The sequence below is a fragment of the Hominimerdicola alba 8 genome, from assembly GCF_000178155.2.
In the GTDB taxonomy this organism is placed as follows: domain Bacteria; phylum Bacillota; class Clostridia; order Oscillospirales; family Ruminococcaceae; genus Hominimerdicola; species Hominimerdicola alba_C.
Window position 1 is genome coordinate 62789 of record NZ_ADKM02000122.1, and the last position, 26064, is coordinate 88852.

The 26064-nt window shown below is 45.4% G+C and carries 21 protein-coding genes; 12 read left to right on the plus strand and 9 right to left on the minus strand.

Going from position 1 to position 26064, the window contains the following annotated elements; translation table 11 throughout:
* Positions 1-23: 23 nt before the first annotated feature.
* The 3 genes from CUS_RS14465 to CUS_RS14480 all read right to left on the minus strand — a co-directional run bounded on the left by CUS_RS14465 (position 24) and on the right by CUS_RS14480 (position 3771).
* Positions 24-794 carry an ABC transporter ATP-binding protein gene (locus tag CUS_RS14465; RefSeq protein WP_002851940.1) on the minus strand — a complete coding sequence of 257 codons (771 nt, stop codon included), beginning with the start codon at positions 792-794 and terminating at the stop codon, positions 24-26.
* 13 nt (positions 795-807) lie between these two features.
* Positions 808-3189, minus strand: a complete 2382-nt coding sequence (locus CUS_RS14470; RefSeq protein ID WP_002852123.1) for an ABC transporter permease — start codon at positions 3187-3189, stop codon at positions 808-810.
* A 393-nt stretch (positions 3190-3582) separates the two neighbouring features.
* On the minus strand, positions 3583-3771 hold the full coding sequence (locus CUS_RS14480) for a hypothetical protein (RefSeq protein WP_002852156.1): 189 nt from the start codon (positions 3769-3771) through the stop codon (positions 3583-3585).
* A 196-nt stretch (positions 3772-3967) separates the two neighbouring features.
* Here CUS_RS14480 and CUS_RS14485 point away from each other — a divergent pair, with 196 nt between their 5' ends.
* The 3 genes from CUS_RS14485 (at position 3968) to glgA (ending at position 7788) form a co-directional block, all read left to right on the plus strand.
* Positions 3968-5143: a serine hydrolase domain-containing protein gene (locus tag CUS_RS14485; RefSeq protein WP_002852025.1), complete on the plus strand. Its 1176-nt coding sequence runs from the start codon at positions 3968-3970 to the stop codon at positions 5141-5143.
* Positions 5144-5163: 20 nt separating this feature from the next.
* Positions 5164-6228, plus strand: coding sequence for a hypothetical protein (locus tag CUS_RS18815; RefSeq protein ID WP_002852113.1), 1065 nt, complete (start codon positions 5164-5166; stop codon positions 6226-6228).
* Positions 6229-6345: 117 nt separating this feature from the next.
* On the plus strand, positions 6346-7788 hold the full coding sequence (gene glgA / locus CUS_RS14495) for a glycogen synthase GlgA (RefSeq protein ID WP_002852322.1): 1443 nt from the start codon (positions 6346-6348) through the stop codon (positions 7786-7788).
* A 43-nt stretch (positions 7789-7831) separates the two neighbouring features.
* Here glgA and CUS_RS14500 read toward each other — a convergent pair whose 3' ends face one another.
* The 5 genes from CUS_RS14500 to nrdD all read right to left on the minus strand — a co-directional run bounded on the left by CUS_RS14500 (position 7832) and on the right by nrdD (position 14484).
* Complete coding sequence (locus tag CUS_RS14500; protein ID WP_002852084.1) at positions 7832-8875, minus strand: TraB/GumN family protein; 1044 nt, start codon at positions 8873-8875, stop codon at positions 7832-7834.
* Positions 8876-8890: 15 nt separating this feature from the next.
* Positions 8891-9985, minus strand: coding sequence for a sensor histidine kinase (locus CUS_RS14505; RefSeq protein ID WP_002852240.1), 1095 nt, complete (start codon positions 9983-9985; stop codon positions 8891-8893).
* 224 nt (positions 9986-10209) lie between these two features.
* Positions 10210-11529, minus strand: coding sequence for an aspartate kinase (locus tag CUS_RS14510; RefSeq protein WP_037277617.1), 1320 nt, complete (start codon positions 11527-11529; stop codon positions 10210-10212).
* Between the two features lie 223 nt (positions 11530-11752).
* Positions 11753-12277 (minus strand): anaerobic ribonucleoside-triphosphate reductase activating protein, encoded by a 525-nt coding sequence (nrdG, locus tag CUS_RS14515; RefSeq protein WP_002852124.1) that lies wholly within the window; start codon positions 12275-12277, stop codon positions 11753-11755.
* Positions 12278-12312: 35 nt separating this feature from the next.
* Positions 12313-14484: an anaerobic ribonucleoside-triphosphate reductase gene (nrdD, locus tag CUS_RS14520; RefSeq protein WP_002852343.1), complete on the minus strand. Its 2172-nt coding sequence runs from the start codon at positions 14482-14484 to the stop codon at positions 12313-12315.
* Between the two features lie 165 nt (positions 14485-14649).
* Between nrdD and CUS_RS14525 the strand changes: the two genes are divergently transcribed.
* Positions 14650-15291 carry a Crp/Fnr family transcriptional regulator gene (locus CUS_RS14525; protein ID WP_415753099.1) on the plus strand — a complete coding sequence of 214 codons (642 nt, stop codon included), beginning with the start codon at positions 14650-14652 and terminating at the stop codon, positions 15289-15291.
* A 99-nt stretch (positions 15292-15390) separates the two neighbouring features.
* Here CUS_RS14525 and CUS_RS14530 read toward each other — a convergent pair whose 3' ends face one another.
* On the minus strand, positions 15391-16683 hold the full coding sequence (locus CUS_RS14530; protein WP_002852300.1) for an adenylosuccinate synthase: 1293 nt from the start codon (positions 16681-16683) through the stop codon (positions 15391-15393).
* A 302-nt stretch (positions 16684-16985) separates the two neighbouring features.
* Between CUS_RS14530 and CUS_RS14535 the strand changes: the two genes are divergently transcribed.
* The 8 genes from CUS_RS14535 to CUS_RS14570 all read left to right on the plus strand — a co-directional run bounded on the left by CUS_RS14535 (position 16986) and on the right by CUS_RS14570 (position 26023).
* Positions 16986-18122 (plus strand): hypothetical protein, encoded by a 1137-nt coding sequence (locus CUS_RS14535; protein ID WP_002852143.1) that lies wholly within the window; start codon positions 16986-16988, stop codon positions 18120-18122.
* A gap of 173 nt (positions 18123-18295) precedes the next feature.
* Entirely contained in the window at positions 18296-18985 is a 690-nt protein-coding gene (locus tag CUS_RS14540; RefSeq protein WP_002852230.1) for a ClpP family protease, read from the plus strand.
* A 13-nt stretch (positions 18986-18998) separates the two neighbouring features.
* Positions 18999-19883 carry an undecaprenyl-diphosphate phosphatase gene (locus CUS_RS14545; RefSeq protein ID WP_037277619.1) on the plus strand — a complete coding sequence of 295 codons (885 nt, stop codon included), beginning with the start codon at positions 18999-19001 and terminating at the stop codon, positions 19881-19883.
* A 114-nt stretch (positions 19884-19997) separates the two neighbouring features.
* Positions 19998-22664, plus strand: coding sequence for a DNA translocase FtsK (locus tag CUS_RS14550; protein ID WP_002852103.1), 2667 nt, complete (start codon positions 19998-20000; stop codon positions 22662-22664).
* Positions 22637-23656, plus strand: a complete 1020-nt coding sequence (locus tag CUS_RS14555; protein WP_002852329.1) for a ComEC/Rec2 family competence protein — start codon at positions 22637-22639, stop codon at positions 23654-23656. Before CUS_RS14550 ends, CUS_RS14555 begins: the two co-directional genes overlap by 28 nt.
* A complete protein-coding gene (locus tag CUS_RS14560) occupies positions 23635-23868 on the plus strand; it encodes a DUF3006 domain-containing protein (RefSeq protein ID WP_227945477.1) in 234 nt (77 codons plus the stop codon). The genes CUS_RS14555 and CUS_RS14560 overlap by 22 nt, the downstream gene beginning before the upstream one ends.
* 30 nt (positions 23869-23898) lie before the next feature.
* Complete coding sequence (locus tag CUS_RS14565; protein WP_002852374.1) at positions 23899-24795, plus strand: MurR/RpiR family transcriptional regulator; 897 nt, start codon at positions 23899-23901, stop codon at positions 24793-24795.
* Positions 24743-26023: an NAD(P)/FAD-dependent oxidoreductase gene (locus CUS_RS14570; protein WP_227945500.1), complete on the plus strand. Its 1281-nt coding sequence runs from the start codon at positions 24743-24745 to the stop codon at positions 26021-26023. Before CUS_RS14565 ends, CUS_RS14570 begins: the two co-directional genes overlap by 53 nt.
* Positions 26024-26064 lie beyond the last annotated feature (41 nt).

The following is a 26064-nucleotide window of genomic DNA, read 5'->3' on the forward strand; positions in this document are numbered from 1 at the left end:
TATCGGCGGCAATATTACAAGTATCACCAGCCCTGTTCCATCAGCCAGTTATTCAGTTCTCTTTCACGGTCACGCAGTTCCTTTTCTCCGCCGTCAAAGTGTCCCATTTCCTTTTCTCCCATGATTCCGCCGTCAACAATATACAGAATACGGCTGCATTTGGCGGCTACTTTGGGATCGTGTGTCACGCACATGATCGTTGTGCCATCACGGTTGAGGGACAAAAGCTCGTTCATGACCTCATCAGAGCTGGAACGGTTCAGCGCTCCTGTAGGTTCATCGGCAAAAATCATCTTCGGTGAATTTATCATACTGCGGCAGATACACGCCCTTTGAAGCTGACCGCCCGACACTTCGTTGATGTCATTATCTCCCACATCGTCAATGCCGAGCCTGCGCATGAGTTTACGCCCGCGCTCCTCAGTCTCCTTGCGGCTTTCGGTGTTTTTCTTGGATTTCACCGCAGGCAGAATGATGTTATCCAGCACCGAAAGATTTTTCATCATATACATCTGCTGGAAAATAAAGCCCATTTCATCGAGTCTGAGCCGTGCAAGCTCCTTGTCCGAGAGCTTTGCGGTTTCTTTGCCGTTGAAAACGACCTCGCCTGCGGTCACTCTGTCCATTCCCGAAACGCAGTACAGCAGCGTGGATTTTCCGGAGCCGGACGGTCCCATGATCGCTACCATTTCGCCCTCGAAAATAGTCAGGTCGATATTTTTCAGTACGTTGTTCTGACGCTTGTTCACTATATAAGTCTTGCAAAGTCCCTTTGTCTGTAAAACGGTATTCATGATAATATCCTCCTTATTCAATGGAAGCGGTATCGCTTGCCTTGATGGTTTTCGTATAAAGTGCGGTCAGAAACGTGCCAATTACTGTCACACCGATCAGAATGGCAGGACAAACGGCAAATATCTCCACTGCATCAAAAGCTATTCCTGTTGAAGAAACGCTTCCGATCTGAGCAAAAACAAATGTGAGAAGAGCCTTACTCATCGGAAGTACGATCACAGATGCGAGAATGACCGCAATGACCGCAGTCATAACAAACCGCAGAGTATGCTGTCCGATCACAGAGCCATTCTGAAAGCCCACCGCCTTCATCAGTGCGATTTCGCTCTTTTCCTTTGAGATGAAGCTGCGCTCCATGAGTATCACGATCAGCGCCGTTACGATCACAGTCATGAGCATCATCATCTGCTTGACGCTGTTCAGTGTGCCGGACATTTCGGTAAAGGTCTCTACCATCTGTGCATTGGAGTATATCTTTTCGGTACCTGTTACATCTTTGAGCTTTTCTATTCTTCTTCCGATCTCTTCCTCATTCGGTGAATCATCAAACTCTATCTGGATACCCATGTTATTATTGATCTTCTCCAGATTTAGCTCTGCATCTTCACAAAGGCGGGCAGCCAAGCCGCCCATCATAAAGGTAGAGAATGTTCCTGTAATGATAAGCTCTTCTTCTTTTCCGCCCGTATTGATCTTGATCCTGTCGCCAATTTTGGCATCCAGTTTTTCCATTGCAGCAGCGGTCAAAGCGACTTCATCGGGTTTCCTTGGAGCAGTGCCTTCATCGTAAATAAATTTGTCCGCAGGTGTGTTCCTTGTGACATGGTAGGAGATGCCGACACTTTTGTCACCGTGTACAGTGGTGTACAGACAGCTCATTGTTACGGTGGCTTTTCCCGGCATACCATTCTCATCAAGCATCTTTTCCGTTTCTTTCACAAGAGACTTCCAGCCGTCATTGGATGTGATAAATTCTCCAAGGGCTTGTTTGATCGCATCATTGCCGGAAATATCATTGTCAAGGATAGAAGCATCTGTTTCAACAGGAATACCAAACAGAAAGATCGGTTTGTCGCTGGACAGTGTATTTGCCATGTTGGACATGACGGTCATCATCAGTACGCACAGCGTGAACACCACTGTGATAATCGCAAACTGCTTCGGTGCGCTGAGAACGTCATTGAGAGCCATAAAGACCGTTGCAGGGAGCTTGGAGCGACCCAGATGTATCACGCTTCGTTTCCCGAAACGTTCTCCCGTCTGACCGCTGCGCACTGCATCAATTGGAGACATTTTATTGATTCCTCTTGTACAACCGTAGCTGAATAACAGTATCAGCACAATTACTGCGGCAGAACCGGCAATGCCGATCATGGTGTTGTTTCTGTTGAATACGATACTCCCTTGTACCGATTTCAGAAGATAACTGCTGAGGGGTATTGAGGCTGCATATCCGATAACTGAGCCTATCAAAGAGATCGCTGCATATTTTGTGATATAAATACTGCGGATACCGCTGTTCTGAATGCCCACCGCTTTCATAACGCCTATCTCACGAAATTCCTCCGATATCGTAAAGCCAATGGCAAAGCGGAGTGTCACAAACGCCGCTGCCATGAGGATCACACAAGCCGCCAGCAGTATGTAAGCTGTGATCATATCATACATGAAAATTTTTTTGAACGTATCCCTTGTGTAGCAGGAAATACCCTCCGTCTCAGCAGCCGCAGATATGACCGCATCCGGATCATTGGTCTTCACATACAGGATCTTTGCTTTCGTGAAAGCAGAAGCTGTTGCTGCCTTGTTCATTTTATCCCAGTCAGTGCCATTGAGTATAATATAGGGTGAGGAAGAATTATTAGTGTCAAGGGCGGCTGTTTTGTATATTCCCTCAAACCTGAGATCGAAAGTGCCTTCGTCTGTAGTGACAGTAAGGATATCTCCCTTTTTAAAAACAGCACCCTGAAGGAAATTCTTTGTGCAGTAGAAGCCGCCATCGGGAACGCCTGTTATTTCCCGATTCTCATCATCAAAATACTTGCAGCCAAATTCCTTGCCGGAAATAAAACCTGTTCCGGTGATAAGGTCTTTGTGCTTTTCACCGTTGAGCTTGAGATGATCCGAAGTAAGATAGAACATCTCCTCCACCTTCAAATGACCCACTTCAGGGAGAGTAATGAGTTCCTTGTCAAGCTCCTGGTCAAGCGGCATAATTATCATGACATCAGGCGCATCGGATATTTCAATGAAGTGTTCAATGCCGCCTGTTACTGCAATGATATTGTTCAGACTTGCAGCAGCAAGCATCGAACACAGTATCACGAACAGGAGTAAGATGATATTCATGGTTTTCTTGCGTTTCAGATCTTTTTTCAGTATTCTCCAAAACATAGTGCATTCCTCCGTATCTTGTATTGGTATCCTCTATGCTTTGATTATAGCACAGAAATTCTTAACAAGTCTTTAACTTTTGAAAAGCTGCCATAAAAAAGCAGACGCTCCATAAAAATGAAGCATCTGCCATAAAAGATTTTTACCATTTTCTGTATTCTTCAAAAACTCAAAGCATCTCGGGTATTTCTTTTCAATATCCTTAGTCAGACGGTTTTTCTTGACTCCCTCTATCGTATGGATAACGAGGAAAGCAAGAATATCAAGCACATCTGTCTGGTCAGTGATCCTCGGCACTAAGCCTGCAAAATGGACTGCACGGACTTTCAGCAGGAGCAGACTTTCTATTTTAGCGATATACAGAATGATATTGGACTAGCTGTTATCCGTTATCTACTCCAACCTGCCGATAATGTCCGTGACCTTTGGGAGACCGTAGGAATCATTATTGATCCAGTCCTCGTCAAGACCTTTTTCCTCAGCGACCTCACGGATCAGCTCCTGCACTTCTTCCGACATATCATTTGTTGCTGTATCTACGTCCATTGTATATCCGCCGCTGCGGAGCTTGTTGTAAAGCATTGCAAAACCGCCGATAGCCCTGATCTCAATGGTGATATGACGAGTTTTCAATTTTTCATTCTATGCTTCAAGTGCGTCTTTCAAATCATCGAGTGTACATTCAATTCCGATCATTATACACTGTATATAATTGACTTGAAATTAAGGCAGTATTATGATATAATATCAGTGGAATCGGACGAAAGGAAATGATCCTATGGATATAAAAACAAAGGCTGAAAAGCTGATATATCAGGCGGCTGAGCGCGGTGACATCGCGGGCGCGAATATACTTGTGCTGAAAAACGGCAGGGAAGTCCTCTATGCTGAGGGCGGTTTGCGGGATATCGAGAACAGCGTGCCGATGTCGCGCGATACTATTTTCAGGCTTTATTCGCAGACCAAGCCTGTAACGGCAGCGGCGGCAATACTTATGGCGAGCAGGGGAGATATAGACCTCGCCGCTGATATTGCAGATTATCTGCCTGAGTTTGCAGAGCAGTTCGTTATTAAGGACGGCGAGAAAAAGCCTGTCAGCAGGCGCATAACAGTGCGTGACCTGCTGAATATGACATCGGGACTGCCATACCCATTTGAGGGGCATCCCAGCGGTGAAAAATCGGGGGAAGTTTTCTGGAAGATGACCCGCAGTCTGTATGATGGCGAGCCGGTCACCACGAAAAAGTTTTGTGAGATGGCGGCTGAGATACCTTGCATGTTCGAGCCGGGAAGTGAATTTCAGTACGGCATCGGCGCTGACCTTATCGGCGGGCTGATCGAGCGTATCAGCGGAATGACCTTTGGGGAATATCTGAGAGAGAATTTTTTTGAACCGCTGGGCATGGAGGACACTGATTTTTATGTTCCCACTGAAAAGCAGTCAAGGCTTGCAAAGGTCTATGATTACAGTGAAAACGGTCTTAAAGAGAATAAGACCGACAATCTTTCGATGCGCTACATGCGTGAAGTAAAGCCTGCTTTTGAGTCGGGCGGTGCGGGGCTTTGTTCGACTCTTGATGACTACGGCAAATTCGCTTCGATGCTGATAAACGGGGGCGAATTTGAGGGAAAGCGCATAATGCCCGAATATGCAGTCGAATATCTTACGCGAGGCGGTATTTTGCCTGAACAGCGGGCAAATCTATGGTTCTGGTGGGACTGGATGCGCGGATACGGTTACGGTAATTTTATGCGCGTATGCGAGGACGAAAACAACACCACGCTGTTCTCGTCAAAGGGTGAATACGGTTGGGACGGCTGGCTGGGTACTTTTTTCTCAAACGAGCCGAAGTATGGTCTGACATTCCTGCTGGGTGTTCAGCAAACCGGTATAGGCAAGGCGGGTACACTGACCAGAAAGCTGAAAAATCTGGTAATGGGCGAGTTTGTCTGAGTGTACAGAAAAGGAGAAACGTGCGAAATTTTGAATTTGATGATATAGAAGAACACATCTACCATGACGGCATAGTCAGCACAGCGAAATGCGCTGTGTGGGGCGAATTTCCCGAAGAAGAAACAGAATTGAGCGGACTGAGATATTTTGATATGGTTTTTTCGCCGCGCCCCGAATGTGATGACGGGTCATATCTGCCGAAGCTGGAAGACTGTAGTTTGCTTGACTTTAGTATAACCAAAAGTGACGGCAGATATGAAGTTACGCTGAACTGCATAGACGATGGACGCGGCAGGAACGATTTTAGTCATCTGCATTTTTTCTGTGATGAAATCAGCGTCATGCTAAGCAGATACGAAGATTTTTCATATAAGAACATTTTTAGTGATGATATGCCCTCTGCTGAGGAAAGGGCTTATCTGAAAGACGAATGTCATCTGTCTTCGGAGGAATATGTGCTTGGTGACGGCATTACAGTAATATACGATATTTATGGTGAAGATGATGGCAGTCACTACATTTACAGCACTGCTAAGATAGCGCGGTGCAGTTATTTCAAAGACGGCATAAAGTTTTTTGAGCATTTATGTGACAGGCATCATCTTCGACCTGCAAAGGAATTGATACACCATGCGAACGGTCACAGTTATCTGCCGTATCATGTTGACCTGTATGGGCTGAGTATTCTGGAGATAGACACAGGCAGACATTATGACTATGTTCCCGAAGGAATGGAACATGATTTTCGCTTTTCGGCAGGGGAGTCGTTCATAGTTACAGATGTTCATTATGACCCGGAAAGCAGTCTGCTTGTCTGTGGGGGCTGTTACTGGGCTTGTCCCGATGAGGTGATGGTCATGGACTTTTCCGAACCGCTTCACTATGACCCTCGTATGGTAAAGCTGCATGATGAGATACCAATGGACTACGATGAATATGATGATATAGAATTTCTTCGCTGGGAAAAGGACAGCCTTATAGTAAAAGGCGAAGATGGGAACGAGTATGCAGTCACGAAAAAACGGCTGCGTGAGATGCTTAGTGAAAAGCGAAAGGAATATTCTTTGGAAGAATTTGATAAATAATTTCGTAAAAATCATGAATTTACTATTGACGAAAGCGACAAAACGTGTTATAATTAACTAAAATAGTTTGTCTACATTTGATTATAAAAAAATTCAAATAAGGAAGGGATCATAGCTATGAAAAAAGTATTATTTGCAGCTTCCGAAGTAGTTCCATTTATCAAGACGGGTGGTCTGGCTGATGTGGTCGGCTCTCTGCCGAAGTGCTTTGACAAGCGGTATTATGATGTACGTGTTATATTGCCTAAGTATGCCTGCATGGCTCAGAAATGGAAAGATCAGCTGGAGTATATCACAAACTTCTATATGGACTTTGCGGGTCAGAGCCGATATGTAGGTCTGCTGAAAATGGTATATGAGGGCGTGACATTCTATTTCATCGACAACGAGTATTATTTCAGCGGAGAAAAGCCTTACGGCGACTGGCACTGGGATATCGAAAAATTCATGTATTTTGACAGGGCTGTACTGTCTGCTCTGCCTGTGCTGGATTTCAGACCCGATGTTATCCACTGCCATGACTGGCAGACGGGTCTTATACCCGTGTATCTGCACGATTCGTTTCAGGGCGGCGAATTCTTCCGCGGCATAAAGACGGTAATGACGATACACAACCTGAAATTCCAGGGCAACGACAACGCGGCAAGGTTCATGGGATTATCGGGGCTGTCATCTTATTACATGACTTACGATAAGCTGCTCAAAGATGTTGACGGCAACATGCTCAAGGGCGGTCTGGTGTATGCTGATGCCATCACCACTGTTTCGGAGTCTTACGCTGAGGAGATAAAGACTGAGTTTTACGGCGAGGGTCTTGATGGTCTGATGCGCGCAAGAAAAAATGACCTGCGCGGTATCGTCAACGGTATCGACTATGACGACTATAATCCTGCCACCGACAAGATGATACCCTGCAACTATGACATAAACAGTGTGTTTGAGAGGAAGATAGAGAACAAGCGTGCGCTTCAGCAGGAACTTGGACTTTGCCGTGATGACAACAAGTTTATGATAGGCATTGTCAGCAGACTTACCGACCAGAAGGGCTTTGACCTTATCGCGTACATGATGGAAAGGCTTTGTCAGCAGGACGTGCAGATAGTTGTTCTCGGTACAGGTGAGCAGAAGTATGAGGATATGTTCCGTTACTTTGCTTGGAAGTTCCCTGACAAGGTATCGGCAAACATCTATTACAGCGAGGCTATGAGCCACAAGATATATGCGGCGTGTGATGCTTTCCTAATGCCGTCACTGTTTGAGCCTTGCGGTCTTTCTCAGCTTATGTCGCTGAGATACGGTACACTGCCTATCGTAAGGGAAACTGGCGGTCTGCGTGACACTGTACAGCCTTACAATCAGTTTGAAAAGACAGGCACAGGTTTCAGCTTTGCGAACTACAACGCACATGAAATGTACAACACTGTGATGTTTGCACACTACATCTATGTTGACAGGCGTGATGAATGGAACAGCATAGTTAAGCAGGCGATGTCAAAGGATTTTTCATGGCAGGCTTCTGCGAAGAAATATCAGGAGATGTACGACTGGCTCATCGGTTGATAAAAATATCGGCACAGTGCAGAAATGCGCTGTGCCGTTTGTTTTAGTATTCTATTCTTTCGACCGTATAGCCATCGTTTTCAAGCAGAGCGATTATACCTTTTTCACCGACAAAATGCGCTGCGCCCACGATAAAGAACACATCTTTGCCCTCGTTTATGAAATTTTCGGCTGCTTCTGTCATGACTTTGTTGCGGTCATAAAGAAATTGGTTAGAATATTCTTCCATCAAAGCTGCGTCAGTTTCACTGACCTCCTTTTCTTCGGAGTCTATCTTTTCAATAGTATCTGTGTCACCTGTTGCCCATGCTTCGTGAGTAGTCATAAGAAGTTCAAGCTGATCCTCTTTTGTCTTGCCTTTGTAGCCCCTGAACAGCATATCATAGATATCGTCCGAAAAATTCATCAGCAGATCCATCTGAAATTCTATGCCTTCTACTTCGAATATCTCCTTGCCGTCCTCGCGTGCTTTGTCGAGAAAATACCTGTCTATGCCTATATCTCCCGACAGTCCGCTTTCCTGCATAGCTATCGTGTCAGCGATATTTCCGACAGCCCACGGTCTTGTATGTTTGTACATTGAAAGGTCAAGTGAGAACTGAGCAAGATAATCACTTAACGCATCATAGGCTTCTTTGGAGATATGTTTATCAAGGCTGTCATCAGGGTCATCGTAATACATGCTTGCCAGCAAAGCAGACTGGAATGTTATCGAGTCGCCCGAAGCAAGGTCTGCTTCAACAGCGAGGATATCTGAATCATTAAAAGCATCCATCATTTTCTGCGGCAGAGGATAGTCGCTTTCTTCCAGCGCGTGCATTGAGCCGACAAGTGTTACAACTGCTCCGTTATCACAATTTACCTTCCACATGGCAGGTGTTATGTCTGACTCAGCTGTAGTTTCGCTGTCGGTGACGGAAATATCTGTTTCAGATGGTTCATCGGTTTCTGACGAAGCTGACTGTGCCGACTCAGATGATGATTTTTCTGTTTCAGAAGATTCAGCTTTGTCGTTTTGTCCGCAGGCGCACAAAGAACATGCAGCGATAGCAGCCGCGCACAATAATGAAAGTATTTTTTTATTCATTTTTTTCTCCTCACTTTACGTGTGCTTATAATAATCATCGTTATAATAGCCGAAGCACTTCGACAAGATACAGCCTGTATTGTCCATAGCAAAGATGATAGGCGGATAATACTGTCTGAATTCACGCGGCATCTCATAGCCAAGATCATCGAAAGTCAATGTTACTTTTGTATATTCGCCAACTTTGCTCTCGATGTCGTAAGTACCACCGAAACGTTGGCAATAAAGCATGACGATAGAAAGTCCCAATGATTCATTCATATCATCGAGAGTGAAATAATCCATTGGTTTTTTCAGCCTTTTGAGTTTTTCTTCGGGTATACCGTTGCCGTTATCGGTGACAGTCAACCTTATCTTTTTGCCATCTGATCTCAGTTCGATACTGCATTTTTTTTCAGGCTTTGAATTGTACATGTAAGAGTTGATGACCAGATTTGAGATAGCAGCTTCAAATCTGCCTACATTCATCTCGGCATGTATCATAGACTGAATATCACATTCAAATATATATCCGAATTTTTCTGCGCGGCATCTTATACGCTTTGCCAGATCATCAAGTACGACCGACATAAATTTCTTTTCCGCCTTGACATTTTCACTGAGATAAATACTTAGTTCTTCGTAGTTAGCGGTCGCTGACAATACTCCAAGTACTCTGTCCCTTGAAGTAGTTTCAAACTTAGTAAACAATTCTCCGGCCTCTGACATTTCTTCTTTGTTCAGGCTAAGCATAGTTGTGATGCTGGCTGCTCTAAATCTAATGGTATCGAGGTCTTTTCTGAGTCTGTCATTAAGCGTTGACTGCATGGCGAGCCTGTCCACCTCATGTTCGGTCATGCAGTGGAAAAGGTAGCCTACGGTAACTCCGTTTTCGGACATCGGAGTTATCTTAAGTGTTAGTTCATACTGTTCATCTTTGTATCGGCATATTGTGCTTTTTTTTATCGGAAAAGCTACAGGTTCGAAACGAGAGAGCATTATTTTGTCGGTGCGGAGAAATTCTGGTAAGTCATTACTATTTTTCCATAGTACTTTCAGGTAGCTGTCTGTATAAATAACTTTATCGGAATTGTTTTCATACAGAGTCTTAACTGCTTCAATGATCTCCATAACAGTCCTCCTGTGTATATATCAAATACAATTATACACCATTTAGAAATATTAGTCAACAGGTTTAACATGTATAAATATGTAATAATAATTCTATTGACAAATTATTATGTAGAAGACTGTTATGTGTGAATTGATATTAGAATGTGCTTGTTAAAAATATTCCCGCTGAATTATTATACAGCGGGAATATTTTACCTATACTTCGCAAAAATACGGAAAAATCAAAGTTTTGTTTCAACGAAAATATCGTAGATAGCGCGGTTAGCAGCCTCGAAGTCGCTTTCGCTGACACCTATGATGATATTAAGTTCGCTTGAACCCTGATCGATCATCTTAACATTTACATGAGCGTGTGCCAGTGCCGAGAAGATCCTGCCTGCGGTACCTCTGTTGGACTTCATGGCTCTGCCCACAACGGCGATCAGTGCCAGATCGGTTTCGATATCGATGGAATCCGGGTGGCAGTTGCGGTGGATACCTGCGAGTATCTCCTGTTCCTTTTCAGCGAATTCTTCCTGATGAACAACGATGGACATAGTATCGATACCCGAAGGCATATGCTCGAAGTTTACGCCGTTCTTCTCGAATACTTCCAGCACTCTTCTGCCGAAGCCCAACTCAGCGTTCATCATATCCTTCTCGATATTGATAACGGTGAAGCCCTTCTTGCCTGCGATACCTGTGATGGTATACTTAGGCTTCTGCGATGTGGACTCAACTATCAGTGTGCCGACATCTTCGGGCTTATTGGTGTTCTTGATATTTATCGGGATACCTGCTTTTCTGACAGGGAAGATAGCATCTTCATGCAGAACGGTCGCGCCCATGTAGGAAAGCTCTCTCAACTCCTTATAAGTGATGGTGGTGATAGGAGCGGGATCATCGATGATCCTGGGGTCACAGGTCAGGAAGCCCGAAACATCTGTCCAGTTCTCATAGAGGTCTGCATTTACAGCAGCAGCAACGATAGAGCCTGTTATATCAGAACCGCCTCTGGAGAAAGTCTTGATAGTGTCATTAGGCATAGAACCATAGAAACCGGGGATAACTGCGTTATCAAGTCCTTCCAGCTTTTCGCTGAGAGCCTTGTTGGTGTGTGCAGCATCGAATATGCCTCTTTCATCAAAATAGATAACATCAGCGGCATCGATGAAATTGTAACCTAAGAAGTTAGCCAGTACGATACCGTTGAGGAATTCACCTCTGGAAGCTGCATAATCTCTGCCTGCCTTACCGATGAAGCAAGCCTTGATGACATCGAACTCGCCGTCAAGCAAAAGGTCAAGACCAAGTTCGCTGATTATGCCGTTGTATCTTTCCTTGATAGCGTCGAACTCCTTAGTGAAGTCCTTGCCCTTAGCAGCCAGATCATAGCAGCCATAGAGCATATCTGTTACCTTTGTGTCAGCAGAAAATCTCTTGCCGGGTGCAGATGGAACTACGAACCTTCTGGAATCCTCAGCTGTGATTATATTCTTTACCTTGCGGAACTGCTCAGCGCTTGCCAGTGAACTGCCGCCGAATTTTACTACCTTAGTCATTACGTGATACCCCTTCTCAGATAAATAGTACACTGAAATAAGTTAAATTACCTTTTTTCAGCACCTTAAAAAGTATACCTAATTTCTCGAAATTAGTCAATAGTCAAATATACAAACTTTCCTAAAGATTTGAATGTGCGTTTGTGGAATACGCTTGTATTTCTGGGACGGACAAACATATAAAAACTCCCGACAAACGCCTTTTGCGCTTGTCGGGATGATATCAGTCAAGTTCAAGGACTCGTGTTCTGCCTTCTGAAAGAGTGCTTTTCAGGTCTATGATACGCTGATTGTCAGATCCTCTGAATGCCAGCGAGATATTCCGCTTTTCCAGTACGAATCGCCCGTCCACCAGCACATCTATCATTGAAAGCATCTCATCGGTTACTTCACAGCGCCACTGACTTTCGCCCAGAAGCTCGCTTTCAAGTACACAGCCTGTGTAGCACCATATGTTTTTATCAGGGAAATGCTCTCTGACCTTGTGCAGGAACGGCACAAGCACCCGCTGATTTTCAGGTTCAAAAGGTTCGCCGCCCAGAATCGTCAGACCGTTGATATAGTCGTGGTCAAGCATATGCAACAGCTGTTGCACCGTTGCCGAAGTAAATGGCTGACCGTATGAAAAATCCCATGTCATTTCATTGAAACAGCCCTTACAGCAATGTCTGCACCCCGAAACGAACAGGCTGACTCGCACGCCGACACCGTCAGCAATATCACAGTTTTTTATCTCACCGTAGAACATATCGGTCACCTTATAAAATGAAGTTGTTTTGCATATCAAAGATGCAGGACTCTGTCGCGGATCTCCTGTGTGCGCCCCTGATTCCAGTACTGAGTGCCGATGTAGCCGCATGTGCGTCTTGCGACGTTCATCTTATTTTGGTCACGGTTGTGGCACTGGGGACATTCCCATACCAGTTTGCCGTCGTCTTCGACTATCTGTATCTCACCGTCAAAGCCGCAGACCTGACAGTAATCGCTCTTGGTATTCAGTTCTGCATACATTATATTATCGTAAATGAACCTGATAACATTCAGCACAGCGGGAATATTCTTCTGCATATTGGGAACTTCAACATAGCTTATAGCACCGCCGGGAGAAAGATGCTGGAACTCGCTCTCGAATTTCAGCTTGGTGAAAGCGTCTATCTTTTCAGTTACATGTACGTGATAGCTGTTTGTAATATAACTCTTGTCTGTTATACCTTCTATTATGCCGAAACGCTTTTGCAGACATCTTGCGAACTTGTATGTGGTAGACTCCAGCGGAGTGCCGTAGATAGAGAAGTCGATGTTCTCTTTTTCCTTCCACTTCTTGCAGGCATCGTTCATGTACTGCATTATCTCCAGTGCGAAAGGTTTGGCTTCGGGGTCGGTGTGGCTTTTGCCCGTCATGTACTTCACGCATTCATACAGACCCGCATAGCCAAGCGAGATAGTAGAATAGCCGCCGTAGAGGAGTTTGTCTATCGGCTCGCCCTTTTTAAGCCTTGCCAGAGCGCCATACTGCCATAGTATCGGTGCGGCATCGGAGAGTGTGCCTTTCAGCCTTTCGTGTCTGCACATAAGTGCCTTATAGCAAAGCTGTAGTCTTTCATCGAACACTTTCCAGAATGTTTCAACATTTCTGCCGCTGGACAGTGCAACATCGACCAGATTGATAGTGACAACGCCCTGATTGAATCTGCCGTAATACTTTGGTTTGCCGTTCTCGTCAATATAAGGTGTCAGGAAACTTCTGCATCCCATGCAGGTATAGCAGTGACCCTCACCGTTCTTATCAACTTTCAGTTTAAGCATTACCTTTTCGGAGATATAATCGGGCACCATGCGTTTTGCGGTGCATTTTGCCGCCAGTTTTGTCAGGTAGAAATACGGTGTGCCTTCTTCAACATTGTCTTCTTCAAGAACATATATCAGCTTCGGAAATGCAGGTGTGACCCAAACGCCCGACTCATTCTTTACGCCTTCAGTTCGCTGTTTCAGCGTTTCCTCGATTATCATGGCGAGGTCTTTTTTCTCCTGCTCGTTCTTAGCTTCGTTGAGGTACATAAATACTGTCACGAACGGTGCCTGACCGTTGGTCGTCAGCAGTGTAACGACCTGATACTGAATGGTCTGTACGCCGCGAGTTATTTCTTTGCGGAGTCTTTCTTCGGTTATCATGTCGAGTTTTTCCTGTGTCGGGCTGACGCCCAGTTTAGCCATCTCGACTTCCAGTTCTTTCCTTATTTTCACCCTTGACACCTGTACAAAAGGTGCCAGATGTGCCAGACTTATGCTCTGACCGCCGTACTGGTTAGATGCGACCTGCGCGATTATCTGCGTTGCGATATTGCAGGCGGTAGAGAAACTGTGTGGCTTTTCTATCAGCGTTTCGCTGATAACTGTGCCGTTCTGGAGCATATCTTCGAGGTTGACAAGATCGCAGTTGTGCATATGCTGTGCATAATAGTCGGTATCATGGAAATGGATTATGCCCTGCTCATGAGCTTCAACTATATCCGGAGGCAGAAGAAGCCTTTTGGTGAGGTCACGGCTGACTTCGCCCGCCATGTAATCGCGCTGAACGCTGTTTACAGCGGGATTCTTGTTGGAATTTTCCTGCTTGACTTCTTCATTGGCACACTCGATAAGGCTGAGTATCTTGTTATCGGTGGTGTTCGACTTTCTTACCAGCGACCTTGTGTAGCGGTATCTTACATACCTCCTTGCCAGCTCGAAAGCGCCCTTTGCCATAAGCTGGTTTTCCACCATATCCTGTATCTCCTCGACGGATACGGCTCTGCCCAGCTTGTTGCACTTGTATTCAACGTAATCGGTCACATCTGCGATCTCTTCGTCACTGATACGACCTTTTTCACCTGCGAAATTAGCTTTTTTAACGGCATTGATTATCTTGCTCTGGTCAAATATCTCTTCCGCGCCGTTTCTCTTGATTATCTTCATTTACTTGCCCTCCGAAGTAGTTACATTCTCAAATTTTCTTTTCTCTTAAACTGTAATTTTGATTATACTACAAAAAGTTTCCGATGTCTGTTGCAAAAAGCACATTTTTGTGATATAATACAAGATATAGTATTTCTTTATAAATATGAACACATTATGGAGTGAGTGAACTTGAATAAACTTTTGGTCGAAAACGGCTTTTCTGACGAGCCTAAAGGCAGTGCCAACGCATGTTATATGGCACATACGCACAAATATGTAAAAGGTGAGATGTTTCTGCGGCATTTGCGTGACACCAACGAAACTGCCATCGTTCTGGAAGGGACAGTGCTTCTTGTGAATGTAAATGCCGATGGTCAGAAGAGCATACTTGATATCTGCCGTGAGGGTGATGCTTTCGGCGGGGGGATCTTCCCGGAGCAGGGGTTGGGGGCTTGTTATGCAGTTGCTAAGACGGCTTGTCTGATATCATATGTTGATTATGGCAGACTTATACACTGCTGCGAGAACAGTTGTGACAAACACGCCGACCTTATCGATTATCTGCTGGGGACAGCCGCCAGAAGAAGTGTCGCGCATATTGACATTCTCAGCCGCAGGAGCATTCGAGAAAAGCTGATGACCGCTTTCGGGTATCTGCTTGACCGTGACAACAACAGCGAGCAGACTTTGCCTCTGTCACTCTCTGAACTGGCAGACTATCTCTGCTGTGACCGCAGCGCCATGATGCGCGAACTGAAAAAGCTAAACTCAGAGGGGTTTATTCGTTCACACGGCAACAAGATAACTATCATCGAATTGAAGTAGGATCTTACTGACAGGGGAGCGCTTTGTGACTTATCACATAGAAAAAGATGATATACAATAAAAAACGGGACAGCCGCACGACTGTCCCGTAATATTTTATTATTTGCTCAGCTTGCTCTCTCTGAAAATGATATCCTCTCTCTTAGGACCATTTGATACCATTGTTATAGGGAAGCCTATCTTCTCCTCAACGAATTCGATGTACTTGCGGCAGTTCTCAGGAAGATCCTCATACTTGCGGATACCCTTGATGTCGCAGTTCCAGCCGTCCAGCACTTCCAGAACAGGCTTAGCTTTTTCTAGTTTCTGGGTGGTGGGGAAGTCAGTGGTAACTTCGCCGTCGATCTCATAGCCAACGCATACAGGTATCTTCTCAAGATAGCCCAGTGCATCAACAACAGTGAAAGCCACATCGGTGGTACCCTGAATGCGGCAGCCATACTTCGATGCCACACAGTCGAACCAGCCCATTCTTCTGGGTCTGCCTGTGGTAGCTCCGTACTCGCCCTTGTCACCGCCGCGCTTTCTCAGTTCCTCAGCTTCATCGCCAAATATCTCGGAAACGAATGCGCCTGCGCCTACTGCGGAAGAGTATGCCTTGCAGACAGTAACTATCTTCTTGATCTCATAAGGAGGTATACCAGCGCCGATAGCGCCGTAAGCCGCCAGAGTGGAGGAAGAAGTCACCATAGGATAGATGCCGTGATCGGGATCTTTCAGTGAACCCAGCTGACCTTCCAGCAGAATGTTCTTGCCTTCTTTGATAGCGTTCCACAGATAAGCGGAAACATCACATACGTAAGGCTCGACCATCTTTCTGTATTCCATCAGTGTGTTAAACAGCTGGTCTTCATCTATGGCAGGCTTGTTGTAGAGATATTTCAGCAGAATGTTCTTCTGCTCACAAACCCTGTGTATCTTTACTTTCAGTGCCTCTTCATCGAAAAGTTCCTGCACCTGGAAGCCTATCTTTGCATACTTGTCAGAGTAGAAAGGTGCGATGCCTGACTTGGTCGAACCAAAACTAGCCTTGCCCAGTCTTTCTTCCTCGAATTTATCAAAATCAACATGGTAAGGCATTATCATCTGCACTCTGTCAGAGATGAGCAGTTTGGGCATCGGCACGCCCTGAGAAGTGACCTCATTCAGTTCTTTGAAGAACTTGGGGATATCAAATGCCACGCCGTTGCCGATTATATTGGTGGTATGGTCATAGAAAATGCCGGAAGGGAGAGTGTGGAGTGCAAATCTGCCATAGTGGTTATGTATGGTGTGACCTGCATTTGCGCCGCCCTGAAATCTTATAACGATATCAGATTCCTGCGCCATCATGTCTGTGAGCTTGCCCTTGCCCTCGTCGCCCCAGTTTGCGCCAACAATTGCTCTTACCATTTGTAAATGTCCTCCTTGCTGTTAAGCAGAATAACTAAGTTGTGATGATTTAGCGTGGTGCTATGTGAAATTATTTCACACCAACACCAATATATTATAGCACACAAAATCAGTTTTGTAAACACCTTGAAAAATCTTTAACAATTTGATAACATTTATCACAAGACTTGATTTTAAAATGTTCTTAAGAAAACTTTTTGATATAAACCCCTTGAAAAATGCTGCGTATTATATTATAATAGTATTTGACAGTTTGCGGCGAACATATCAAAAAAAGCCGCATATCTTTTAAGGAGAGTAAAATGAGAGCAAACAGAATGGCGGTCCTGCTTATGACAGGCGCGATGGTTTTCTCGCTTTTCGGCTGTTCACAGAAAAATGACAGCGAAAGCGGGAAGGATACAGCTTCTTCGGGTAAAGAAACTAAGGCTGTGCCGGATAAGGTCGAACTAAAAAATTATAAATTTCCTGAGTTTTTGAAAGATATCAAACAGCCTGATGTGCTGAGCAGTCCTGTATATGTAAGTTTTGCAGAGTCAGATTACATAACGGGTATAGCAGAACAGCCATTTGAAGGCTATAACTGTTCTGCGATGATAGGCAATTCGCTCTATGTGTATGAGGATGGCAAGTTCAAGGGGCTTCTTGATACAAACGGCAAGGTCGTGCTGGCGGCAGACACATATACTTCGATCTCGCCATGCAGTAGGGGCACTCTTGTACTTTCGCGCGACAAAGAGTTGAATGCGCCAGATGACTATATGACATTTAACGGTCTGGGTATAGTAACGCTGATAGATCAGCCTGAGTTCAAGCAGGACAAGATATCTGTGGCGCAGGAAGTTAGATCTGTAAAGCCTGAGGACGATAAGCATGAAGAATCATATAATGTGCAAAATCTAAAGATATCTGAAAGTGAAGTTGTGGGTGAAGGTACTGTTTACTGTGACTGGGATAAGGTTGAGGCGGTATCTGCACAGTCGATAAATACTTTGCGGCCTTATAGTGCATACTACAGGGCTGAAAAAAACGGAGAGTTCTATTATATTTGTTTTGACAGATTTTACAATTATACCATTTACAACGGCGCATACGGTTATGTCAGGCTGAAAGTCGGTGAAGGCTATGGTGAATGCTATATCCTTGATTATGATGATTATACCGAATTGACAAAACTGATAGAGAGTTTTGGAGAAACAAGTTCTGTAAAAAGCCCAAGCAAGGACGAGAGCCTTGATTATATCCAGCTTGAAACAGGTTATGGCACAGAAGATGTTGTATCCATGACCATATCTGCTGATGGTTACTGTCTGACAGATCACACGGTCACAGGTGAACAGCAGACTAATAACAAATTTTTCTCCATTCTTGATAAGGAGAGCTTTGTAAGTCTTGTAAAATGGGTAGATCAGGTGCTTTCGACGGAATATGTAAGATAAATCATTATTTTGCAGGAAATTGCAGTATTTCCTGCAAAATTTTCTTTTTTTGGTCAAAATTATGATTGACAAGTACGTTTTTTAGTGCTATGATATATAAGTATAGTTGTGCGCTGAATAGTTTTGCTGTCTGTGCGTAAAATATCTTTATAGATGTTATGGAGGTGTTTTAGGTGGACGGTGAGATCGGAGAGGGCGCAATTACTTCTGAAAGACAGGATACAGATCTTGGCAGTATAACGCTGTCGGGTGACGGACATATCATTCATTGTCTTAATATCATCGGGCAGGTGGAGGGGCACTATATCCTTCCGCCATCGAACAAGACTACAAAGTATGAGCATATAATCCCGGCACTGGTGGCAGTTGAGCAGGACAGCGACATAGAGGGTCTGCTGATAGTGCTGAACACGGTGGGCGGTGATGTCGAGGCGGGGCTTGCGATAGCTGAACTTATCGCGGGCATGAGCACACCGACCGTTTCTCTGGTAGTGGGCGGCGGTCATTCGATAGGGGTGCCGCTGGCTGTATGTGCAGACAGGTCATTCATTGTACCGACTGCGACCATGACCATTCACCCTGTACGCATGAGCGGGACTGTTCTGGGAGTTCCGCAGACGATGTCGTACTTTTACAAGATGCAGGAGCGGATAGTGAGTTTTGTGTGCGGCAATTCATCGATAAAGCCCGAAAGATTCCGCGAACTGATGATGTCAACAGGTGAATTGATGACTGATATCGGTACGGTACTTGAAGGCGATGAGGCTGTAAAAGAAGGTCTTATAGACAGTTCTGGCGGGCTGGCAGATGCCATATCCTGCCTTTACGGACTTATAGATAAAAGCCGCATCAGCGGCGAGTAGTATGGAGGATAAAATGAGTTTTTTTGACGTTATCGCACAGGCTGTTCTGCAAGGTCTGACAGAGTTTCTGCCTGTTTCCAGTTCAGGTCACCTTTCGCTGTACCAGCATTTTACAGGCAACAGCGGTGAGGGTGCGCTGATGTTTTCAGCTATACTTCATCTGGGGACGCTTGTGGCGGTATTCATAGCATTCCGCAAAGACATACTTGCGCTTATAAAGGAACTGGGAAATATCTTCAAGGATATCTTCAAAAGGCAGTTCACCCTTAAGAACATGAATCCGGAACGCAGAATGATAGTTATGATAATACTGTCTTGCTTCTGCCTTGCACCGTTCGTTATTTTTAAGGACTGGTTCGAATCGATAGCAGAAGACGGCTCTGTCTTTGCAGAGGGACTTTGCTTTTTATATACTTCTGCCATACTGTTCATGTCTGACAGATGCACAAAAGGCGAGAAGAAAGCCGGTGACATAACCTATAAGGATTCCGTTACGGTGGGACTTTTTCAGGGTGTGGCACTGCTTCCCGGCGTTTCAAGGTCGGGTTCGACCATTTCGGCAGGATTGTTTTCGGGATTTTCGCGTGAAACTTCGGTGAAATATTCTTTCATACTGGGCATACCTGTAATATTCCTCAGTTGTCTGATGGAGATATTGGAATATTTCAAAAACACCATAGATTCAAATGTTGTGAATGATAAGTCTGTAGGATTTATGAACTGTTTTGTCGGTTTTGTGGTAGCGGCGGCAGTCGGCGTATTTGCGATAAAGCTGGTGAACTGGCTGGTCAAGACAGACAGATTCAAGGTATTTGCACTGTATACATTCGTGCTGGGCTGTGTTGTGCTGGTCGTCAGCTTCATAGAGTTCTGCATGGGTCATGCGATAACATTCTGATACAGCAAGTTACATATCGACAATAGAGCTTGGGTCGTGTATCCGGGCTTTTTGCGGTTTATCGATACTGATTTATAAGTATCATAAGAAAGTCAAGGAAAGGAAAGAGTTTCAATGGCGGCGGGTGCCACTAAGAACAAGACAGGCAGTAAAACGCCTTCTAAGTCAAATAATACTGCCAAAACAAGTCAGCCTAAGGTGAGCAAGGCTGCGCAGGATGCGCTGAGTGCTGCCAAAGAACGTGAAATAAGGCGTTTCTGGTCGTACATATTGTTTTTCTGGGGCATACTGGAACTGCTTATCACCTTCATCAAGGGTGACGGGCTATGGCGGTCGTTCCATAACTTTAATCGGGGAATGTTCGGTGTATCGGTTTTCCTTTTTGCTCCGATAATGATATATGTGGCGCTTATGATAGCTTCCAATACCAAGAAAAACACGGTTGTCGCCAAGTGTGTTGAAGGCGGTATGCTGATGCTGCTGGCGAGCGGCATGATACAGATATTGCAGGTCGGCTCGGTCGATGGCGGCAGCTTTTTCAAGAAGCTGCGCGGACTCTATGATGACGGTGTCGAACTGCGCGGCGGCGGGCTTGCCAGTGCTGTGCTGGGCTGGCCTCTGCTGGCTGCTTTCAAGAGAGTGGGTGCGGCTATCATCATATTTCTGATAGCTTTCTTGTTCATTCTCCTGCTTACTGACCTTACTTTGCCACAGTTTTTTAAGCTGATGACCAAACCGTTCGTGGTTTCTGTTGAAGCAGTCCATACCGACAGAGTCGAGCGTATCGCCGCAAGACAGGAGCGCGAGGAACGCATAGCGGCTGAAAGAAGAGAAAATACTACTGAACAGCGGAAGAAAAAAACTGTTCAGGAAGATTTCTGCGAACAGCTGTCTGAGCAGAAACAGCGCGTAGATTTTGCAAGATTTCTGCCTAAAAATGAGCAGACAGAAGAAAATGCTGAAACCGAAGAAGAGAAGGACATCATCGATGTTGAAGTCATTGAGCCTGTCATAGATGAAACTCCACGCAGCAACAAGCGGAAGAAAAAGTCTGAAAATGCAGAAAGTGAAGAACCAGCTGATGTGACAGAGGATATCGATGAAGAAAAGGAAAGTGCTGATGCAGACCTGAAAAAAATCATTGAGCAGGCTGTCAGCAGAAAAATGGCAGCTAGGACGCAGGAAAGCGAAGATGAATCTGATGCGGCTGCTGATGATGCGGAGAGCAACGGTCAGGATACGGCGTTTGAAGGTGATGAAGAGGCAGCCGTATACGTTTATCCTCCCATCGAACTGCTGCAATATCCCAAGAAAAAAATCGATAAAGATGTTATAGAAGCTGAGATACAGGAAAAATCGCAGAAACTGGTGGAAACTCTGGAAGTATACGGGGTCAAGACCCGCATAACGGGAATTTTCAGAGGTCCGTCTGTTACCAGATATGAATTGCAGCCTGCGGCGGGAGTTAAGGTATCAAAGATACTCAATCTTGCTGATGACATAGCACTTAATCTGGCGGCACTTAGCATACGTATAGAAGCGCCTGTTCCAGGAAAGCCATGTGTCGGTATCGAAGTGCCGAACGATGTGAGAGATCCTGTTTCTTTGCGTGAACTTATTGACAGTGACGAGTATCGAAAAGCAAAGGGTAAGCTGACATTTGCTGTCGGCAAGGACATCGAGGGCAAGATCGTTATAGGTAATATCGCCAAGATGCCTCATCTGCTGGTAGCAGGTACTACAGGTTCGGGTAAATCTGTATTTACGAACTCGATAATACTTAGTGTGCTGTATCATGCTGCGCCCGATGAAGTCAAGCTGATACTTATCGACCCGAAGATGGTCGAATTCAAGCCGTATAACAGCATACCGCATCTGCTGATACCTGTTGTCACAGATCCGCTTAAAGCCGCAGGTGCACTGGGCTGGGCGGTCAATGAGATGAACAAGCGCTATAAGCAGTTTGAGGCTAACAATGTTAAAAATCTTGAAGAGTTCAACGATATGCTTGCAAAGGAACAGGCAAAACCTGTGGATATGCAGGATCCTGTTTACACAAAGATGAAGCCGCTGCCGCAGATACTCATAGTTATAGACGAGTTTGCCGATCTTATGATGGTAGCAGGCAGTGAGGTCGAAGATTCGGTCATCAGATTGGGACAGCTGGCGCGTGCAGCGGGTATCCATATGATAATCGCAACGCAGTCGCCGCGAAAGGATGTTATCACGGGTCTTATCAAATCAAATATACCATCGCGCGTTTCGCTGAGTGTTTCAAGCAATATCGACTCGCGAGTTATCATGGATCAGGGCGGCGCTGAAAAACTGCTGGGTTACGGAGATATGCTGTACAAGCCTGTCGGTGTAAAAACGCCCATCAGAATACAGTCGGGTTATGCTGATACTAAGGAAATAGTTGAGATAGTCAAATTCCTTAAGAGTGAACACACTGCCGAATACAGTGAATCCGTCATGGCTGAGGTAGAAGAGAACATGCCGAAGCCTAAGGAAGATAAGAAGAACAGCGGCAATTCTGAAATGGAAGATGTCGTTGTCAACCCCGATGATGATCTTATTGATCAGGCGATAACCGTTATCGTCCGTACCGGAAATGCTTCTACCTCATATCTTCAGCGCAAGCTGAAACTCGGATTTTCACGCGCATCAAGGATAATGGATCAGATCGAGGAAATGGGGATAATCGGACCGCAGGACGGCGCTAAACCCAGAAAGATCAATCTTACGGAAGCTGAATGGCTGGAAATGCGGGCAAGAAGATAATGGCTGTATTCAAAAAAGCTAAAAAGCCTGCCAACACTCCGCCGCCGAAACCTGTCGGCGGCAAGAAGAAACTGAGCGTGAAGACTCGTTTTCAGCTTATATTGCTTGTTCTTGCTGCGTTTGCGGCAGGAGTCATATATCTGCTTAACTATACGGGTATAATGCCCTTTCAGGATATCCTTGTGCGGCTGGGACTTTCCGAAAGACCTGCCACCCGCGCTGACCTTGAAGTGCATTTTATAGATGTTGGTCAGGGGGACTGCGCGCTGATAATGTCGCAGGGTGAGGTAATGCTGATAGACAGTGGTGACAGGGATGAAAGCAATACGGTCGAAAGATACCTGATGAAACAGGGAGTAAAACGAATAAATTACCTTATCGCTACTCACCCGCACGCAGATCATATAGGAGAAATGGCAGAGATAATCGGGCAGTTTGAGGTCGATAACTTCATAATGCCGCGTTTTCCTGCTGAATACACACCCACCACGCAGGTGTATGAGAATATGCTGAACATGCTCAGTGCAAAAGATATGACTGTCACACCCGCAGAAGACAGTGAGTTCACGCTCGGCTTCTGTAAGGTGCAGCTTTATGCTTCGGGCATTAAGGATTCTGAAAATCTGAACGACTATTCGGTCATTGTAAGACTTGTTCACGGTGATAACAGTTTCCTGTTCACGGGTGACTGTGAAAATACAGAAGAGAAGGACCTGCTTTCGCGTGACCTTAAACTTGATGCTAAAGTACTCAAGGCAGGGCATCATGGCAGTTATACTTCCTCTTCAGCGGAATTTCTGGATGCTGTCAAGCCTGACTATGCAGTTATCTCATGCGGGCGTAACAATGATTATGGTCATCCGCATGATGCAACTCTTCGCAGGCTGAAAAAGTACGCGGATAACATTTACCTGACGCCGCGTGACGGCAATATCGTGTTTATTTCTGACGGGACGGGGCTGAGTGTGGAATGTTCAAAAGGAAAGAAATGATAGCTACAGTTGACAGAATGGAAGGCGGATATGCTGTTTGTGAGAAAGAAAATGGCAGTATGGTCAGGCTTCCGCTGGATAAACTGCCCGCTGATGTGAGAGCGGGGGATATATTGGTGTATGCTGATGGCGCTTATCATATCGATCGTGAGGCTGCTGAAGAGCGCCGAAAGAAGATCATCGCGCTGCAGGAAAGTCTGTGGAGCAAGTGAGGGCTGCACCATGAAATGGAGTGATTTTAGTTGAACAGAGATCTGTTTTCTGTAATTAAAGCAAAGCTGCCGAACCTTTCAAAGGGGCACAAGCTGATCGCAAACTACATACTCTCGCAGTATGACAAAGCTGCTTTCATGACGGCACAAAAGCTGGGGAAGACGGTGGGTGTAAGTGAATCGACTGTGGTGCGCTTTGCATCTGAGCTTGGTTATGACGGTTACCCCGAACTGCAAAGGCAGCTGCAGGATCTTATGCGAAACAAGCTGACGGCTGTTCAGCGTATCGAGGTAAGTTCTGAACAGATGAACAGTGAAGATGTTCTGCAGAGAGTGCTGAATCAGGATATCGATCGTATCAGGGCAACGCTAAATGCTACGAACAAAGATGATTTCAATCATGCAGTAGACCTTATAACCTCTGCCAACACAATATATATCATCGGTACAAGAAGTTCTGCGGCACTGGCGTATTTTCTGAATTATTATCTCAATCTGCTTTTTCCGCATGTCAAGCTGGTGCCCAGCACTACAACTTCTGAGCTGTTTGAACGTATCATGCGAATCGACAGCAATGATGTCATGATAGGTATATCTTTCCCGCGATATTCAAATCAGACAGTCAAAGCGCTCAAATACTCAAAGACCAACGGAGCAAGGGTGATAGCTATCACAGATTCCACCAGTTCACCGCTGGCTGATTATGCAGATGCTCTGCTGCTTGCCAAGAGCGATATGGCTTCATTTGCAGACTCTCTGGTCGCACCGCTAAGTCTGGTCAATGCGCTTATAGCAGCGATATCTATAAGAAATGTTGACCTTGTGACACAGACTTTCGGCAAGTTGGAAAAAGTCTGGGAAGACTTTGATGTATATGCGAAAAACACTGAAACTACTGAGCGTAACGAAGATGATGAAGATGTATGATGCTGTAATAGTCGGCGGCGGTGCCGCAGGACTTTTTTGCGGAGCGCAGTTGGGACTGCTTGGCAAAAGTGCTGTTATCATCGAGAAAAACGAACGTTTCGGGCGGAAGCTGCGCATAACAGGTAAGGGACGCTGTAATGTTACCAATAATTGTGATGCACAGACGGTAATGAAGAATATCACCAGAAACGAGCGTTTTATGTACTCTTCGCTGAGCCGATTTGCACCCGAAGATGTGATGGCTTTTTTTGAGGGGTTGGGTGTTGCGCTTAAGACTGAGCGCGGAAACAGGGTATTTCCTGTAAGTGACAGCGCGCATGACATTGCAGATGCACTGGTGAAGTGCTGTCTTGATTGTGGAACAGAACTGGTCAGCGGGGAAGTGACCGAACTGCTTGTTGAAGACGGCAAGGTTTTAGGTGCAAAGTGCGGTGTTAAAGAATATCACGGCGGAAGTGTTATAATCGCAACAGGCGGGCGTTCCTATCCAAAGACAGGTTCGGACGGATTTGGGTATAAGCTGGCTAAGTCGCTGGGGCATCATGTGACTCCGATAGTGCCGTCACTATGCCCGATAGTTACCGCCGAACGTGAAGAATGCGCAGAAATGATGGGATTGAGCCTTAAAAACTGCACCCTTTCGCTGCGGGAAGATAACAAGACCAAGCCTTTATATGAAGAACTTGGCGAGATGCTGTTCACACATTTCGGACTTTCGGGACCGCTGGTGCTTTCTGCCAGTGCACATATCGGTGATATCGATAAGCATAGCTATCACATCGATATAGACCTGAAACCCGCGCTTTCAAAAGAACAGCTCGATGCGCGGATATTGCGTGATCTCGGAGATTTTCCGAACCGCGAATTCGGCAATTCACTGGGAAAACTTCTGCCTGCTAAGATGATACCTGTTATCGTGAAACGGAGCGGGATACCATCTGATAAGCGGGTCAATCAGATAACGAAGGAAGAGCGCCGTGATCTGGTGGAACTGCTGAAAAAACTTACATACAAGGTTGACAGGCTGAGGTCGATAGATGAAGCTATAATAACACGCGGCGGTGTGGAAGTTTCCGAGATAGACCCTAAAACAATGGGTTCAAAGCTGTGCAAGGGTCTTTATTTTATCGGTGAGGTGCTTGACCTTGATGCCTACACGGGTGGTTTCAATTTGCAGATAGCGTGGTCTACCGCTTATGCGTGTGCGCAGGCTGTTGAATACCTTTGAAAAGGTGAATATATGAAATAAACTTTGAAAAAGGAGTTGTA

Coding starts and splice junctions, on each gene's coding strand:
- CUS_RS14485 (WP_002852025.1), top strand. CDS start 3,968: ATGGATATAAAAACAAAGGCTGAAAAGCTGATATATCAGGCGGCTGAG.
- CUS_RS14530 (WP_002852300.1), bottom strand. CDS start 16,683: ATGGTAAGAGCAATTGTTGGCGCAAACTGGGGCGACGAGGGCAAGGGC.
- CUS_RS14480 (WP_002852156.1), bottom strand. CDS start 3,771: ATGCTTTACAACAAGCTCCGCAGCGGCGGATATACAATGGACGTAGAT.
- CUS_RS14510 (WP_037277617.1), bottom strand. CDS start 11,529: ATGACTAAGGTAGTAAAATTCGGCGGCAGTTCACTGGCAAGCGCTGAG.
- CUS_RS14545 (WP_037277619.1), top strand. CDS start 18,999: ATGAGTTTTTTTGACGTTATCGCACAGGCTGTTCTGCAAGGTCTGACA.
- CUS_RS14550 (WP_002852103.1), top strand. CDS start 19,998: ATGGCGGCGGGTGCCACTAAGAACAAGACAGGCAGTAAAACGCCTTCT.
- CUS_RS14560 (WP_227945477.1), top strand. CDS start 23,635: ATGTTCAAAAGGAAAGAAATGATAGCTACAGTTGACAGAATGGAAGGC.
- CUS_RS14500 (WP_002852084.1), bottom strand. CDS start 8,875: ATGAATAAAAAAATACTTTCATTATTGTGCGCGGCTGCTATCGCTGCA.
- CUS_RS14555 (WP_002852329.1), top strand. CDS start 22,637: ATGGCTGGAAATGCGGGCAAGAAGATAATGGCTGTATTCAAAAAAGCT.
- CUS_RS14570 (WP_227945500.1), top strand. CDS start 24,743: ATGCGAAAAACACTGAAACTACTGAGCGTAACGAAGATGATGAAGATG.
- nrdD (WP_002852343.1), bottom strand. CDS start 14,484: ATGAAGATAATCAAGAGAAACGGCGCGGAAGAGATATTTGACCAGAGC.
- CUS_RS14535 (WP_002852143.1), top strand. CDS start 16,986: ATGAGAGCAAACAGAATGGCGGTCCTGCTTATGACAGGCGCGATGGTT.
- glgA (WP_002852322.1), top strand. CDS start 6,346: ATGAAAAAAGTATTATTTGCAGCTTCCGAAGTAGTTCCATTTATCAAG.
- CUS_RS14505 (WP_002852240.1), bottom strand. CDS start 9,985: ATGGAGATCATTGAAGCAGTTAAGACTCTGTATGAAAACAATTCCGAT.
- CUS_RS14470 (WP_002852123.1), bottom strand. CDS start 3,189: ATGTTTTGGAGAATACTGAAAAAAGATCTGAAACGCAAGAAAACCATG.
- nrdG (WP_002852124.1), bottom strand. CDS start 12,277: ATGTTCTACGGTGAGATAAAAAACTGTGATATTGCTGACGGTGTCGGC.
- CUS_RS14465 (WP_002851940.1), bottom strand. CDS start 794: ATGAATACCGTTTTACAGACAAAGGGACTTTGCAAGACTTATATAGTG.